The organism is Arachidicoccus sp. (assembly GCF_050436765.1).
In the GTDB taxonomy this organism is placed as follows: domain Bacteria; phylum Bacteroidota; class Bacteroidia; order Chitinophagales; family Chitinophagaceae; genus Arachidicoccus.
Genome location: NZ_JBNQGD010000113.1, coordinates 1 through 16,394 on the forward strand (window position 1 = coordinate 1; position 16,394 = coordinate 16,394).

A 16,394-nucleotide genomic window follows, 5' to 3' on the forward strand; every position below is an offset into this window, starting at 1 on the left:
TAGGGGATTTTTTATAAAATATACCGGGATTTACCTTATGGCATTTGAAGATTGATTAAGAGTCTTCTTATCTTGCCGACCTACATACTACGCGAGATTTAGGGAAATGATTAAGAACTATCTGTAGCAGGTTTAGTATTGCAATTTTATTTGATCCGGTGAAATAAATTCATCCGTAAATTCATCAATCAAATAACTGATGGGAGAATTGGGATACATGTAGATTTCCTTGATAGGCACACCCCAAGGTTGCCAAGCATTGGCCAATACCTGAGAATATACTTTATCCTCCCACTCTTTAAAGTGTGGACCGCCTTTGTACGGGTCTTCTGGCATACGAAAAATTAAACTATCTCCTTGTTCGGAGATTACATAATCCGGTATTTCATACAATAAATAGTTTGCGTACATAAATCGGCCGTATAGCTCTTCAAACTGCGCCGGATGTAGGGTAGCGCCCCCTATTTTTTCAAAAACGTCTTGATTAAAGGCAGAAATTTCCCCATTATCCTGAAGGCAGGCAGCAATAGCAAAGCCATTCATTCCAAAACAAAAATTAAGTTTACGTGTTTCATCTTTGTAGTTAAGGATATCTTTCGATATATTCACTCTGTATAGCTTTATTGACCAGGGTGAAAAGCCGTCAAAAATAACTGGACGAATCAGAGATTGTAACATTAATCGCAAGTTCTTATACTTTCTTCGAAGCAGAGGTGATACGATAAACTCCTTCCGCCTTTTCTCCTGTTGACTAATAGCATAAGAAAAATCTTGGTAAAGAACTCCATACATCACCCGTATCATCCACTGGAACAATATAAGCTCTGGCAATTGGACTATCGAATCATAGCCTTCTTCAAAAGCTTTTTGTGTAATTGCATCCAAGTCAGACACAGCATTAGCCACTGATTTCGACGCAGGCAACAACATATCTTTGTACATCATTCGGTTCCCATCCAGCATCATAATACTAGCTTCTTCCAAATGATAACGCTCTATTAACCAGGTAGGGAATACAGGAATTAATTGCCGGGTTTCGTCTGTAAGGGAGGCCCCAGTGAGGAAGCAAATATCAGGTCGGAATATTAAGGATTCGAAAGGGTTAAAATCAGTTATCAGCATAATTATCTTAGGTAAATTTTGTCACCCAGCGAAATTACTATGGATTGGCTAAAATCTAGCTAATAAAGATTCCGTTTTTATAATTTTTAGGAAGATGTGACAACTGCGCAACCTGCAACCAGCATCATCAAGGTCTCCTATCAATATGTAAAGTATCGTTGTGCATCTTTATCTCTTTGTATTTATTGCGATTATCAGCAAAAAATTTCTCAAAATCTTTGGTATAGGAAATACTCACACCATAGCGATTTTGGCGACCAATCGCTGTAACGCCTGCTACCCCAAGACTGCTTCTGTTGAATATTACTGCACGCAATTTTCTATCTCGCGTTAGCACAAATTGTACAGAGATATCGGGTAAAAACTGGAAGTTCCCATTTTGGACGGTAGCTGCTGAACTACCCCATCCAAAATCAAAATTACTACCCAAGGTAATTATTATTTTATCGTTCGCTAAACTTTGATATAGTTTAAAATTCAAACTCTGTCGATCTAGTCTTTCTGAACCGTTGGTTTGCCCTAAAATACTCGAACTACTATAAGTGGAAGCACCCAATTCAAACTTCAGGCCCTTGTCGCCGGTGAGTTTAGTGAGGGCATTGGAGAACACATTATTCAATTCATTTGTTAATAGAGAAGAAATAGTATTTACGCCGGTGGAAGCAAAATTAGAAGAACTTCCACTGGATTGCCCATAGGGGGCAAATGAATTAAATACAATTAAATAGGTTACTTGCTTCAACATTTCATTTTCATCACTCTGCAATCGAGAAAGAAACAAAGCAAAATCGGGGTCAGATTTTACTGAGCTTCCTGTAGGAAAATCTATACGGAAACCTATATCGGGCTTTAATAATCTTCCCCGTAGTTCAACAATCACATATACATCGCCACGATAGCCACGCACATTGTTCAATCCAGTTTCTCCTTGAACACTCGATTGGGTATTAATTAAATCATTAATACTCACTTGTCTTGCAGTGTATTGGGCATCTATATGCAAATTGGCATTTTCCGGATCTCCTGTCCATTCGATATAATTGTTGGCTCCATCTATAAATTCAAAAGGTCTTTTTACCAATGTTTGAAAATTGAAATTATAACTACCCTTCTCAATATTATATTTTCCTTTCATCGTAATATTACCCATTGGCGGAATATGAATATTCAAATTACCGCTACCGATTGCCTTAATGATATCACCTGTAAGTGGATCGAGAATCACGTTAATAGTTGCTTGATTCGTTGCTGTAAGATCAAGGTTGATATCAAGATGTGAATCATCATTATGCGCAGTTTTGATAGCTTTCCCGTACTTTTTAAACACAATAAAATCCGCATCGCTACTTTCCGCGCCGGTAACCGTTAAAATATTTATGTTAGAGGTGTCGGCTACCCGGGCCTTTATGTACATTGACATATTATCCTGAGACCCTTTTAAAGAGAAATTATCAACCCGCGCAATTGCTTTGCCATAAAACATCTCATTATCGGTTGCTTTTGTATCGAGCGCGAGTATTTTAGGGGAAGAAATATCAAAATCGAATTTCATGTTATTGAACGACTGATGATACAATATGCCATGGACGGTCCCCTTGTTGTTATATTTATCTTTTATAGTAAAATTGCCAAAATCAATATTGCCATCGTTAAATACAAAATTAGCTGTGTCGATATAATAGGTTACCTGCGTATAATTCACACCAATACTCGCTTTATGCAAACTGGCTTGCCCCAAGAGCTTATATTTGTTTAGCGTCCCTTTCACTTCCAAATGCCCAGTCGCTTGTCCGTCTATATTATTAAACAAAGAATTCAAATAGTTGTTTAAAACATTGACGCGCATATCTTTCATATTGATGGTTACATCAAGAGGGGCTGTAATAGAATCATTCAAATCGTAATGCCCATCCATGGTAAAGTCGTAAGACTTGTTCTCAGAAATCACATTGAAGTGAATATTTTTAGTCCTAGCAGAATAGAAACCCTTTGTATTTAATACACCAACAGAATCACCATTGAAACGAAACTGCTCGATCTGCAAACTATCCGCCACACTGAAATCGTGAAAGAAATTAATCATCAATATGCGACCGCTCGCAAGCCCTTCAATTTTCGGGCTTGAGAATAGAAGTGGCGTAATATCTCCAATATTTACTTTAGATAAATTAATGACTAAATTATTATGCGAAGTATCACGTTTACTTTGTTCGGTCGCAACGGTTAACTCTTGAAAGCCCTGTGAGAATTTTACATTCTTAGCAGAAGCAAAATCTTTTCTTATCACGATCTCCCCTTCTTTTTCTAAATTCCATTTCTTATCATTGAGCACAAAATAAGATGGTCTGAAATCAATACGCACTCCGTCAGAAAGATTATATACATCTGCTGCAATGTTTACCTCATTAATAGTGTTGTTGGAGCCGGTATTTAGTTGAAAAACGGAATGATTATTTTGAGAATTAATAGACAGATTCGTATTTGGAAAGTAAGAACTATCATTGAGGTATAATCTTCCAATAGTTCCTGCCAAGCCAATCTTCGTAAAGTTACCGTTGCCTTCCAGTGCAGTATTAACAAGCTTAAACCACTTGTACTTGACATAAGGGACTTGTAGATTGAAGAAGAAATTGCCCGAATCTTTTGTGTTTACCGACCCTTTTAAAACTACACTATCAAGCCCGTTCAAATTACTATCTATCAAATGCGCGAATTAAGCAAATGTTCCGGAATGCAATTCAATCGTCAATTGTTGATTCTTCGGTACTTTCGTCGGTTTATTGATGATAGCCGGATAATAATTACTTAAGAAAGATTGAAACGTAGTGGGTAAATCTAAGATCGAATATTGCCCTCGCAGTTCAGCATTAAATTGATTATTATCTATCCTCAAAACTTTATAATGATTGGAATCCAAACTCGCACTTACTGTAAGAGAGTCAAAACTTATTTGATTACTATCTTTTGTAATGGATACATTGAGCATTTTAGCATCGCCCAAGAAATCATCAATATTGTTTCCAGAAAAGTTTAAGTCAAACAAAGCAGTCAGCTTTATATTTGACTTGGCAAGTTTGGTTTTCTTCAAATCCAAATTGACCAGATCGCCCAATATATTAAAACGTGGTTTATCTCCGCTCAAATCTATTTCAACATTCGACAGGAAACTTGCACTTGAATCGTTAATAGTTAAATCTCCCGTAAAATACTTCTTTTGAAAAGTCCCATTCACATCTATATCAGCATAAGGATAATCATTCACTTCAAAACTATTGAAATGCCCGTTAATAGAGGCCTTCATAGTATTCAAAGAAAAGCTGGAGCCATTAAATTTACCATTAAAAGCAACTTTTCCCACTAAGTTATTATTAATAAACTTTCCAAGCTCAAATTGCTTAGTTACCAATGTACCTTCATATTTCGGCTCTCCAACTTGCGGCAAATTCAGATTTAATTTTATTGAAGCATCTCCCAGGGCGGAACGAACCGTGCCATTTGTATAAAACTGATGGATGGTCCCCTTAAATGCACCTGTATAATTGACTGTCCCCATTGCAGACAATTTGGGATTATGCACGTCTTTCAACATAGGGACTATCGGCAACAATTGTTTGTAGGTCGTTGCAGCATTTAGGTTCTGAATATCTATGAGCGTTGAATCTATTTCCGGCAACCCCATCATGGTCAGATCTCCGCTGACCTTCATACCTTCCGCATCCTGAAGACTTAGCTTTTTCACAGAAAAATTTACAACGGGCCCCAACGCATCGCCACTGACCTTAAAGGTCTTATTCCAGGAGTTCAATTCAGGAGCAAAAAAAGCAACATCTTTACTACTTACCACCGCATTATTAAAATGCGCAACTATCTTTACCTTATTCGTAAAGTCGTTCATATCTTCATTAAAATCTTTAAATTTCATTGCATAATAGTTATGCAAATAGCTGTTGTCCGTATGAAGATCTAAATTTTTAAACTCCATTATTTGTGGCGTAAGTCTAAAATTAGCCAGCAACTTTCTCACATCAAGCCCACTGCGCTCCCGCGTACTCAAGTTTATCCCTGCGACAAGGGTGTCGTTGACGAACGCTATTTTTCTTGCAGATAAATTAATATGGGAAAATTGAATATTGTCGGGATCAAAATATTTGACAGCTTCGTGTGGCCGATTATTATTTAATAGAACAAATTTCCCATCGGTAATCTGTACGCTATCTGCTTTCAAAAATATCCCGGCGTTATTAAAATAGAGTCCCGTATCCTTTAGGGCATGAGTGGAGGGTCGTTGAGGTCTTCGTCCCTTGAAGTTATCCATTAACACAAAGGGCTTATCTATCTCTAATAAATTTATTTTAAAATTGAGCGTGTTCAAATCAATATTATCGGCATCCAATATCAGGCTTCCAAGTTTAATACTTGTTCGTTCCCCTACCAATAAATCATTCTCGTCTATCGCCACATTTTTGAGATCTACCTTCTTTAGGTTAAGGCCAATATTTTGTTTTGGTGTAGTATCTTTTTTAGAAGAAGAGAAATGATCTATCAAAAACTGATAATTCCAGACTGAATCCTTGCGATATGCATGAATTTTAGCATTTTCAAGCCCAATATAATTGAGGTCAATATTTTTTTTCAAGAAGAACCAATCACTTATGCGCACTTTTAAAGCACCAGCATATAACAACGTGTCTTTATTCAAATCTCTGATCAATGTCCCATCGAGGTTCATTCGATCAAACAAAGTAAAACTCACGTGCTCAATTCGCACTTCTGTTTTTAGATCCCGAGAAAGTCTATGGGTAATCTTTTTTACTAAAAAATTTTGCACCGGTTCTGTCTGCACAAGAATCCAAGCCAGCAAAAGAATCGCCAGCAAAGCCAAAAAAACCTTTCCTAATATTTTTATAAATGTCTTCAGTAGTCGTTACGTATTATCTTTCCAGACAAAAATAAAACATCCCAACTGTATCCTCATTTTTTTCATTCAAAATGATAAATATGTCTTATTGTTTTATAAGTGTCTTTATTTTTTGTTTATTGCCCACAATCCAAATAATATCGCCCCACTCAAGTATAGTACTCGATTCAGGATTTACAATTCTTTCATTATCACGTTCTATTCCTACTACCAAGCCATTGGTACGCTCCCTAATACCGGAATCGCGAATGCTCATGTTTTTCAACTTGGTAAATTCGTCTACCACTATTTTTTGCAAAACCACATCTTCCACGAGTGCATTATTATTAAAATATTCAAACTTGCTATCCAAGACGGGTTGTGCAGTTTGCAATTGCTCATCAGTAGCAATCAGTCCTATTTCATCGTAAGGATATAAAACATCATTTCGTTTAGGTGCGTAAATAATACGCTCGCCGCGTTTTATGTAAGCAATATTAACGCCATATTTTTCCCGCCACTGCAATGCAATCAGTGCTTGCCCTACATATACCGCTTCGGGGGGGATTTTATAATTTGAAAGATGCGTATCCCAGGCAGATAAATCATAGATCCCCGTGTCTATGATTGGACGTAAAGCGCGCTCAGCTACCTCACGCTCGTGCAAGTTGGTCAAGAAACGTAGTTCCAACCGCCCATAAAACTTTTGTATTCTTTTTGCAAAAACGAAAAAAAGTACCAGTGCGACCGGCAATAAAATAAGCAATGCTATACGCCCGGAAAAAAAATGATCCAGTAAAAAGCCTATCAATATAGCGCCCAGCAGATTGCGAAGTACTTCAATGATGAGTAAAGGCCCCCGATTGTATTTTTTATTCAACCACAACTCTTTGTAGGCCATATTCGCCGGACGTTTCTGCATCAAACCCCAAAAAAATGGAGCCGCTATTAATAAAGTGCCGATAATGCTTATTAAGCCGGCATAGAAAGGATCTTTTATCTTCTCAAAAAGAAACGGCTGTATAATTTTCACAGATAAAAGCATAATCGCAATAATAACAATCCCATTGGCAAATATTATTGTTAAGTATCCTTTAAGCACTATTTTCAAATTGCTCTCAGCCTGAATTTTCTGCGTACCGGAGGAATAGCGGTTCAGTGCCGACAGCCATTTTGGTGGAATAATTTTTAATAAAAAATTATAAAAAGGTTCCGAATATTTTATCAGGTAAGGCGTTGTGAAGGTGGTAATTGCCGAAACACCTACCGCCACAGGAAATAAGAAATTACTGGTTACCCCAAGTGTTACTCCTAAGCTGGCGATGATGAAAGCAAACTCGCCAATCTGCGCCATGCTCATTCCGACTTGTACTGATTGCTTTAAAGGCTGTCCGGAAATGATGGCTCCTATTGTAGTGCTGACAAACTTTCCGACAATAGTCAACAACACAATAGTTATTACCGGCCACTTATTTTCTAAAATAGCTCGCGGATCTATCATCATACCAACAGATACGAAAAATACCGCGCCAAACACGTTTTTCACGGGCCTCGATAGATCCTCTATTTTTTCCGCAGACGTAGTTTCCGCCAGCAGCGAACCCATCACAAATGCCCCCAATTCTGCCGAAAAACCTACACGGGTGGCCAGAACCACCATTCCCAAACAAAGGCCTATAGACAATATCAGCAAAGTTTCTTCATCTAAAAACTTGTGCATCTTTTTTAAAAATGTGGGCAGCAAAAATATACCAAGCACAAACCAGAGTGCCAAAAAGAATAGCAATTTTAATAAAGTAAGTAACATGGTAGTACCATCAAACGATTGACTGGCAGCGATCGTAGGCAACAGTACCAATAAAAGAATGACGACCAAATCTTCGACGACCAATACACCAAATACAATTCCTGCAAAGCCTTTTCCTTTCATACCCAACTCATCAAAGGCACGCAGTATAATTGTTGTGGATGAACTTGCGAGCAATGCGCCCAAAAATATACTGTCTATATTATTCCATCCAATTAATCTACCGACCGTATAACCAGCTACAATAACACAGGCAATTTCTATTAAGGCAGTTATAGACGCAGCTCCACCAACCCGCATCAATTTTTTAAAGCTAAACTCCAACCCCAGGCTGAAAAGCAAAAATATAACACCCAACTCAGCGAGTATTTTTACATTCGCTTCATCCACAACGGTAGGGAATAGAGAAACATGGGGACTAACTAACAAACCCGTGATGATATAACCCAATACCAAAGGTTGCCGGATGCGTCGAAACAATAATGTAACGACTGCACCAGCAAAAAGTATAAGTGCCAAATCTTCAATCAGCTTGGGTAAATGCATATTATCTTAAGAAGGAAGAATGGATTTGCGTTGAAAAAAAACCTATCCTTACGAAAATACGATTATTAACGGAAAAGATTTTCCAAGACATAAAAAACGATAGGACAAAATTCAGAATTTTTTAATGTGATGTTTTTGCGCTTAAGCAAAACATCTTCATTCGTATAAGGAAAACGTGCACAATCACTAGGACGCACATCATAAATTTGACACGCATTGTTTTCTCCAAGAAATACACAAGGAGAAGATTTTACTACATAATCTCCCTCATCATCCTGGCGCAGATATTGTTCGATAAAAACAGTTTCTTTCATTCCCAGATATCTGCTGATGCGCTTAATGTCCGGCATCTTAAAGCGCGGCGAATAATTTTTACAGCAGCGGGCACAATCCAAACAGTCAACTTTTTCAAAAGCTTCCTCGTGTAGTTTGGGCAGGCGCTTGAGTGCAGCATTTTTATTCACTTTTTGCAATTGCTGCGCGTACTTTTTTCTATTGGCCTCCGCTCGCTTCTCCCAGTTTTCAAAACTAAAATCTGACATGAGGCAAAGGTAATAAAGAAAGGGAAATGAAGGTATGGCTAAATATTTCGCGATCACTCCTTTATCTGCAACAGTGGTTTCTCATAAATTTTCGATTAAAAACAACCTCCCAACTTTTTGCATGTTATATTTGTGTATATATAAAAAACGAAAAATATCATTCAATATCTCTAATATGAACCATACATCTAACCGTTGTTTGTACAAGTTTATTGTACGCATAGGTTTTAGTTCTTTGGTGCTATGTATATTTTTATTTAGCTTCCTATCAAAGGTGCAGGCACAAGACAATTTAAGCTCAGACGAATTATTTCAAATGGCGCGTAAATCTGCATTCGATCAAAAGGATTACCCTAAAGCTATTCGTCTTTCTAAGGAGGCTTTAGCCAAGGCTCCGGACTATAGTGACATTCGTACTTTCTTGGGCCGCATTTACACTTGGACGGATCATAATGACAGTGCCCGAGCGGAATTCTCCTATGTATTAAAACAACACCCCGACAACGAGGATGCCGCATCGGCTTTTACAGACCTTGAGTATTGGAATAATAATTATTTAAAAGCTTTACAGTATTGTAATCAGGGATTACAATACCATCCTGAATCAGAAGACTTGTTATTAAAGAAGGGAAAAATCCTGAATGCGACTAAGAAATATAAAGAAGCTTATCTTATAATTGATAGTTTATTGCAAAAAGATCCAAAAAATACTCAGGCGAGGAGCTTAATCAATAGTATCAAGAACAACGCCAGCGTTCACAAAATTGGCGTTAGTTATGATTACGTTTACTTTGACAAACAATTTAATGATCCTTGGAATTTGGTAAGCTTATCATATTCTCAACCGACTAACATTGGCTCTATCATTGGTCGGATTAATTATGCCAACCGCTTTCTAAAAAATGCCGTACAAGGAGAAATTGATTTCTATCCACACATTTCGAAGACATTTTACGCTTATTTAAATATAGGTGCATCCGGTACCAATAGTGTGTTCCCTCAATTCAGATCCGGGGCTTCCTTATATGCCAATTTACCTTGGAGTATGGAAGCCGAGGCGGGATTTCGTTATCTTCATTTTACATCAAATGTCTGGATGTACACAGCATCACTTGGAAAATATTATCGTAATTTCTGGTTCAATTTACGTACTTATCTTGTTCCGGATAATTCTAATGTATCGCAATCCTATACGCTTACTACAAGATATTATACCGGTGGCTCCGATGATTATATTTATTTGGCTTTAGGCACAGGTATTTCTCCGGATGATCAAGCTGCTGCCGCATTACTTGGATCTCTCAATAAATTAAAATCACAAAAAGTAGCCACAGGTTTTAGTCATGTATTTAAAAAAAGGAATATACTTTCTTTAGATCTTACATGGTATCATCAGGAGTACAAAACCAATACTTTTGGCAATCAGTACGACATCGGTTTTACCTATCAGAGGAGGTTTTAATGTTTCTTTGAGTAAGCTTATTGTATGAAGTCAATTAAATTATTTTTTAGAATATTTTTTGGAGCAATTATCCTTGCTCCTATACTTGCTTGGCTTATATGGCTATTTTCTCCAAAACGAAAATTAGTGATAGCCATTATTGACAAAACGGAACTAAACAAAAATGGTCAAGAGCGTATTTCTTTAGATTGGATTTTGAATTATGAAAAATTCACTAAAACAAGAACTAAACTATATAATGCCGGAGATGATTATTACGGTTTTGATCCAAAAAAAAACGGTCGATATAGGCTGAAGGGTTTAGAAAATTTTACGAATGATCAAATTGAACAATTGAGCGAAATTAGTGATGCTACCTTTTTTACAGATACTTATGGTGTATATAACAATGAATGGGATGGCCATATAAAGATGGATGAACGCTCAGTTAAAATTTATGGAGGCATGAGCAGTCAAGATATGGCGTATCTTGAAAAAATGAAAGCCAGGAAAAAATTAATTCTTGCCGAGTTTAATGATATTGGATCGCCGACGTCTTCTGAAATAAGATCGCAGTTCGAAACCCTTTTTGGCGTGCATTGGACTGGATGGGTGGCACGCTACTTTGAGAATTTAGATACCTCACAAAATAAAGAAATACCTCGCTGGCTTATAAAAAATTATTTGCAACAGCACGGTAATAAATGGCCATTTCATAAAGGCGGAATTGGATTTGTAAACCAGAATGATCAAATAGAAATATTGGGATCAGAAACGGATTTGACAAATCCTGTACCACAGATACGTACTTTTAAATATGGACAGGAGAAGTTTAATTTACCGCACTTCATAAAATATTCCTATTGGCTGGATATAATGACTTATAATGATAGTATCAATCACGCAATTTCAGCTTACGAGATTCATACCACAAGGAAGGGGGCAAAAATCTTACAACAAAATAATATCCCTGATAAATTTGCAGCGGTAATTATGCATAACCAGAAAGATTACAAGTTCTATTATTTCTGTGGCGACTTTACAGATAATCCAATTAAACACAGATCTTCTTACTTTAAAGGAATACCTTTTATTTCTCCACTCTTTTACGACGTTTCCAATCCCAATGAGAGAAAAAGTTTTTTTTGGCAATATTATCGCCCAATGGTTACCAAAATTCTCGACGATTATTATAAAGAATTACATAGCAGAAATTCAAAAAAACAAATAATACAAAATCAATAACGTCTTCGTCGATTAATATGTTGTATATCTTCGATACGTACTATCTGGGATTAAAGGTGCACCTTGAATAAAGCTATTATTGCGATTGGTAAACTCACTAAAAGCCCTCATGGCTTCAGTTTGTTCCTTATTATCCGTAATGGGTACCAATCCCATATCTGGTGTAATTTGATAAAGTTCTTGTTGACCATGCAACATATAATCGCCAGTCACAAAATCAGAAACACCATCTTTGGTTTGAATAAATGGGTAAGCATGTACATTTCTAAAAGACCTGGAAGTATCTAACCCAGTACCCATCCAGGAAGCCAATGTCGGCGTTTTAATACTATAATGATTTCTTAGAAGAGCCAACAAACTTGGTGCAATATCAAAATGTGTAGAGATAGATTGAAATGTCGCTGTTCTTTTTAACAAGGGAGAATATATAATTAATGGAACGTGATACCTATCAATCTTAGTAGACATAGGTATTTCGGGCATACGATGATCACCGGTAATTAGAAAAATCGTATTTTTAAAATCTGGCCTTTTTGCATATTCCGTAAAAAAATTCCTGACTGCATCATCCATAAAAAGGATACTAGCAAATTGCATTTTATAACTTTCATGGTGTTCTTTTTCATCAGGCGAAAAATCTAACGCATCCATCCGCTGTTCAAACTTTTTCAAATAAGCAGCCTCATCATCAATTAAAAAAGGACTGTGTGTCGATACCGTCAGCAATACGTTTATGTATGGTTCTTTTGCTGGTGCATTCATTAATTGGAAATAATGTCTGAATAATTCCTTGTCTCCATATCCCCAAGAAAATCCGCTACCACTTGCCGGCATCTTTGTATAGCCTGATCCAAACGACGATTCATCATTAACTGCATCGATACCTTGATGTCTCATAAAGACATCCATATAATCGAAGTGAGAATTTCCACCATAAAAAAACTGAGATCCATATCCGTTGTACTTTAGTAAACTTATCAACGAAAGTTGATGCGGCATTTTGTCTCCTAACTCAGAAAAACCATGTTGGCCAAAGGGTAAAGAACCTATTATAGAAGGAAGCACCGCGAATGTGCGCCCCCCTTCACTCATAAAGTTTGACCAATACAAGCTTTTATTAGAGAGCGAGTCTATAAACGGCGTAAAATTTCCCAAATACGCCCCCTCATTAGTAAAGGCCCTCCCCAAACCTTCCACTAAGACAAATACAATATTAGGCTTTGTAGCAGAATCTATATTGAAAAAAGGAGCAAGTACGTCTGCCGAACTATCCGTATGCAGAAAGGGATATACGGCGGGGTCGGTGTACGTAAATGATTGTATTCCTTGTGTTGTCGAACCGCTACTGCCGCCGATAAAATCATCGGCATAAATATCTATGTCATTGTCCGGCGGGAAAAAATATAATCTCGAACTATGGACAAAATAGGCCTCTTTATTAAGCGCAAGATTATTTAAAAAATCATTTCCAAAATGCGTAGGAGCATTAAGTGTACGATAGGGCAGAATGACTGCTGTAATTATCAAGACCGGTAATATCAAAACTACATAAAAAGGTAAATACATTTTTTTAAAAAACCTCCGAAAGGCGAATACGATAAAGGCTATCGTTGCTATATAAGCTATCAGGCTAAGTATATTTAAACTCCCCGCCGCACCCACAGTTTGCTTTATTTCTGCTATAGAGTACCCATATAAATCGGCACCTAATGGGACTAACGCAGTAAGGAAGTAAAATACCAATCCTAATTGAATTAATAAGATAATTGCGGCTAAAATAGCATAAACATTCCGTGCAACTTTTTGGGAGAAATAATATAAAATAAAATAGGGGCCGAAGAGCCACAGGCTACTCACAAGAAAGAAAATAAAATCCCGGCATACAGATGAAAAAATAACAGACAAAAGACTCGAAGGCGAACCGTGTAAAACACTATTGTATATTATTTCAAAGGCGCGAATCGCTAATAACAATATGAAATAAATAAGAGATAAATTAAAGAATCCCTGCAATACTCCTTTAAGTCTACGTCTATGGGAAAATGCTAAATTGGAATTATGAGTAAACATATCAATCAGTTTTATTTTTTCTTTTTCTTTTCTCCTGCAGCACTAAAACCCACACGAACCATTTCACCCCACTCCTTTTTTTCTTGATACAGCGCAACTAATCCATTAATCGAAGAATAAACCACAATAAAATGGAATAAAAAGGGTTCCAAAAAAACCGTACCAATCAACTTTAATATATCCTTTCTTTCCTTGTATTGATTATAAGTTACTACTTCCATTAAAACCGCAAATGTCGAATAAAGGCATCCAAACAGCACAATAAAAATGAACAATTGCCAAAAATCCATCCACTGGATCATGTGTAAACAACAAAATAAAACAAAAATAAACATCCCAAGAGCCTCTATTATAGGGGCAAGAAATTCATAGAAAAACCAAAAAGGATAACTTAGCATCCCTAATAAACTATAGCCTGGATTGAAAAATAAACGTCGATGGGCAAAAAGAGTCTCTACTAATCCACGCATCCAACGACTCCGTTGACGTGATAGAATCTTATAATTGGACGGACTCTCGGTCCAACAAAGTGGGTCGGGAATATAGTTTATTTTGTATTTCTGCTTTTCTTCTTCCAGATATCTACGCATTCGCACTACTAGCTCCATATCTTCGCCAACGGTCCTTGTATCATATCCTCCTACCTGTATCACGGTATCTCTGTCAAATGCCCCAAAAGCTCCTGAAATAATTAGTAGCCCATTAAGTCTACTCCAAGCCATCCTGCCTAACAAAAAAGCGCGTATATATTCCAATGTTTGTATTCTAGGTAATATTTTCGTCGGCAGGTTTATTTTTACCAATCTTCCATTTTCAACTATGCAAGAGTTGGCAATTCTTATTACACTACCTGAACAGACCACTTTAGATGTTGTGGTTTCTAAGAAAGGTTTTATTATTTTCAACAAAGCGTTCTGCGCCATTATGCAGTCTACATCAATGCAGACAATAATTTTCTTTGATGCAATATTAATACCGGTGTTAAGCGCATCGGCTTTACCCCCGTTCTCTTTATCAACCACTATTAATTTTTGAAAGGCTAGGTTGTTACTTTTGTATATACCTCTTACTAATTTTGTTTTAATACGAGCATCAAAATAAAAAGGTACTTTTATCAAATCATAACCATCGATGAGTTTTTGAAGAGAGTCGTCCTTACTTCCGTCATTAACAATGATGATTTCCAAATTTTCATAATAAACAGAGAGCAATGACCGGACATTATCAATGATAGAACCAGCTTCATTATATGCAGGAGCAATAATACTGACGCTCGGAGCTAAGGAAGAAATAGCTAATTCTCTTTCCTCAGAAAATCTATTGGCTTTAATATAACTGCGAACCTCTTTAACAGAATATAAACCGATAAAAAGATAAAATATAATTAATATGGCTGTATAAATAAACAGTCCATATTGGAATATATCAATAAGTAATGACTGCCAACTCATCTTTGTAATTCAAATTTCAAGTGTTCTATAATGGCAATTCCATCTTCGTCCTTGGTATGCGCTAAAATATCTTCCAAAACACTTATACCATTTTTTAAGGATTGAACAATCGCCCTACCAGCGAATAATTTAATAGTGCGATTCCCATTTCTCAACTCCTCCTGTAAAAGAGGTAGGGACTGGCTTGTACCAATTACGGCCAAAGTTTCTAGAGCTTTTAATTTAAGTTGAACCGAGTCGAACATCGGATAACTTTCATCTACTACCAATTCTGAGCACTCATCATGAACTTCTTGTAGAACATTTAGAACAGCGAACTTTATATCATTATTTGGATGAGAAAGACAGCTTAAGGCTTCTTTTTGAAAATCAAATAAATGGTATATTCCAATAAATTTTAAAGCAAATATGACTACTGAGTCGTTTTCCGATTTTAGCCATAGATGAACATTCAAAAAGGCTTCGTAAGGCATCTTACTTAAATGATTTAACAACCTAATTTGATTCCATTCTGAGATAGGCAAAGTTAATTCATTCAGAAATTCAAGTCCCTTAAAGCCATTTAAACATATCATCCCCATTTGTGCTTCTGCACGAACATAATTGTGGTCATAATGAGTAAGTTGCAACATTTCAACCATATAACGTTTATTGTTCATTAGGTAAAGCTCTTGTATACCGCGCGCTTGTATGTCCCACTTATTTTGCTGTAATTTAGCAAAGGAGTCTTTATAAAGATCCAATTGCTCATATAATGCTTCTAGATTTTTAGCCGCTATTCCCGTTAGGCTATTTTTCGCTTTTATTATATCTTCAATAAGCCAATTTCGATATTTTTTGTTTTTTAAGAATTTCACAAAAGATTCAGATATTGAGATTTGCTCATCTGAATTGTCCGATTTTTCAAACCAAATTGCATCTTGTAATAAAGGCAGAAAAAGATTACTCATTCTCTCTCTTAAAACATCTAATCGATTTTTATGCGAATGAATAGCCCAAATAAAAGCTAGCATAATTAAAATACCAGACGCCAAGATTACGCTTAGGGTATCTATAGTAGTAAAAAAATCTAAACAAATAACAGATATTGTAACCATAAGGATTTAGACCACGATTGTTGTACAAGATACGAAATAATTATAAGCGATAGCAGAGACAAATAGATTTATTAAGAAAATTTCTTCTCATTCAATCTTCATCAGAGAGAAAGAGAATTAAATTTCAAAAAAGAACTAAAATTAGGTGACGGAAACTTGTATAAGGAACATCTGTG

General features: G+C 36.4%; 10 protein-coding genes. 2 read left to right on the plus strand and 8 right to left on the minus strand.

What is annotated here, in order from left to right:
• Positions 1 to 132: 132 nt before the first annotated feature.
• From ACQR30_RS04575 to ACQR30_RS04595, 5 genes are all read right to left on the minus strand, one after another.
• Positions 133 to 1,122 (minus strand): hypothetical protein, encoded by a 990-nt coding sequence (locus ACQR30_RS04575; protein ID WP_429731906.1) that lies wholly within the window; start codon positions 1,120 to 1,122, stop codon positions 133 to 135.
• A gap of 127 nt (positions 1,123 to 1,249) precedes the next feature.
• Positions 1,250 to 3,826 (minus strand): translocation/assembly module TamB domain-containing protein, encoded by a 2,577-nt coding sequence (locus tag ACQR30_RS04580; protein ID WP_429731909.1) that lies wholly within the window; start codon positions 3,824 to 3,826, stop codon positions 1,250 to 1,252.
• A 9-nt stretch (positions 3,827 to 3,835) separates the two neighbouring features.
• Positions 3,836 to 5,950: a hypothetical protein gene (locus ACQR30_RS04585; RefSeq protein WP_429731912.1), complete on the minus strand. Its 2,115-nt coding sequence runs from the start codon at positions 5,948 to 5,950 to the stop codon at positions 3,836 to 3,838.
• 175 nt (positions 5,951 to 6,125) lie between these two features.
• A complete protein-coding gene (locus ACQR30_RS04590) occupies positions 6,126 to 8,372 on the minus strand; it encodes a cation:proton antiporter (protein ID WP_429731915.1) in 2,247 nt (748 codons plus the stop codon).
• 65 nt (positions 8,373 to 8,437) lie between these two features.
• Positions 8,438 to 8,836, minus strand: a complete 399-nt coding sequence (locus ACQR30_RS04595; RefSeq protein ID WP_429731918.1) for a YkgJ family cysteine cluster protein — start codon at positions 8,834 to 8,836, stop codon at positions 8,438 to 8,440.
• A 253-nt stretch (positions 8,837 to 9,089) separates the two neighbouring features.
• Here ACQR30_RS04595 and ACQR30_RS04600 point away from each other — a divergent pair, with 253 nt between their 5' ends.
• Positions 9,090 to 10,376 (plus strand): YaiO family outer membrane beta-barrel protein, encoded by a 1,287-nt coding sequence (locus tag ACQR30_RS04600; RefSeq protein WP_429731921.1) that lies wholly within the window; start codon positions 9,090 to 9,092, stop codon positions 10,374 to 10,376.
• Between the two features lie 24 nt (positions 10,377 to 10,400).
• A complete protein-coding gene (locus ACQR30_RS04605) occupies positions 10,401 to 11,600 on the plus strand; it encodes a hypothetical protein (RefSeq protein WP_429731924.1) in 1,200 nt (399 codons plus the stop codon).
• A 12-nt stretch (positions 11,601 to 11,612) separates the two neighbouring features.
• Here the strand turns inward: ACQR30_RS04605 and ACQR30_RS04610 are convergent, their stop codons facing one another.
• From ACQR30_RS04610 to ACQR30_RS04620, 3 genes are read right to left on the minus strand one after another with little or no spacing between them, the layout of a single operon-like run.
• Positions 11,613 to 13,670 carry an LTA synthase family protein gene (locus ACQR30_RS04610; protein ID WP_429731927.1) on the minus strand — a complete coding sequence of 686 codons (2,058 nt, stop codon included), beginning with the start codon at positions 13,668 to 13,670 and terminating at the stop codon, positions 11,613 to 11,615.
• Between the two features lie 11 nt (positions 13,671 to 13,681).
• The gene (locus ACQR30_RS04615) at positions 13,682 to 15,121 is read right to left on the minus strand and encodes a glycosyltransferase (RefSeq protein WP_429731930.1); all 1,440 of its coding nucleotides are present in this window, start codon (positions 15,119 to 15,121) and stop codon (positions 13,682 to 13,684) included.
• The gene (locus tag ACQR30_RS04620) at positions 15,118 to 16,218 is read right to left on the minus strand and encodes a hypothetical protein (RefSeq protein WP_429731933.1); all 1,101 of its coding nucleotides are present in this window, start codon (positions 16,216 to 16,218) and stop codon (positions 15,118 to 15,120) included. The genes ACQR30_RS04615 and ACQR30_RS04620 overlap by 4 nt, the downstream gene beginning before the upstream one ends.
• Between the last annotated feature and the right edge of the window lie 176 nt (positions 16,219 to 16,394).

What these genes read in the sequence shown, in the direction of transcription:
- ACQR30_RS04620 (WP_429731933.1), bottom strand. Translation starts at nt 16,218, where the DNA reads ATGGTTACAATATCTGTTATTTGTTTAGATTTTTTTACTACTATAGAT.
- ACQR30_RS04590 (WP_429731915.1), bottom strand. Translation starts at nt 8,372, where the DNA reads ATGCATTTACCCAAGCTGATTGAAGATTTGGCACTTATACTTTTTGCT.
- ACQR30_RS04615 (WP_429731930.1), bottom strand. Translation starts at nt 15,121, where the DNA reads ATGAGTTGGCAGTCATTACTTATTGATATATTCCAATATGGACTGTTT.
- ACQR30_RS04575 (WP_429731906.1), bottom strand. Translation starts at nt 1,122, where the DNA reads ATGCTGATAACTGATTTTAACCCTTTCGAATCCTTAATATTCCGACCT.
- ACQR30_RS04610 (WP_429731927.1), bottom strand. Translation starts at nt 13,670, where the DNA reads ATGTTTACTCATAATTCCAATTTAGCATTTTCCCATAGACGTAGACTT.
- ACQR30_RS04605 (WP_429731924.1), top strand. Translation starts at nt 10,401, where the DNA reads ATGAAGTCAATTAAATTATTTTTTAGAATATTTTTTGGAGCAATTATC.
- ACQR30_RS04600 (WP_429731921.1), top strand. Translation starts at nt 9,090, where the DNA reads ATGAACCATACATCTAACCGTTGTTTGTACAAGTTTATTGTACGCATA.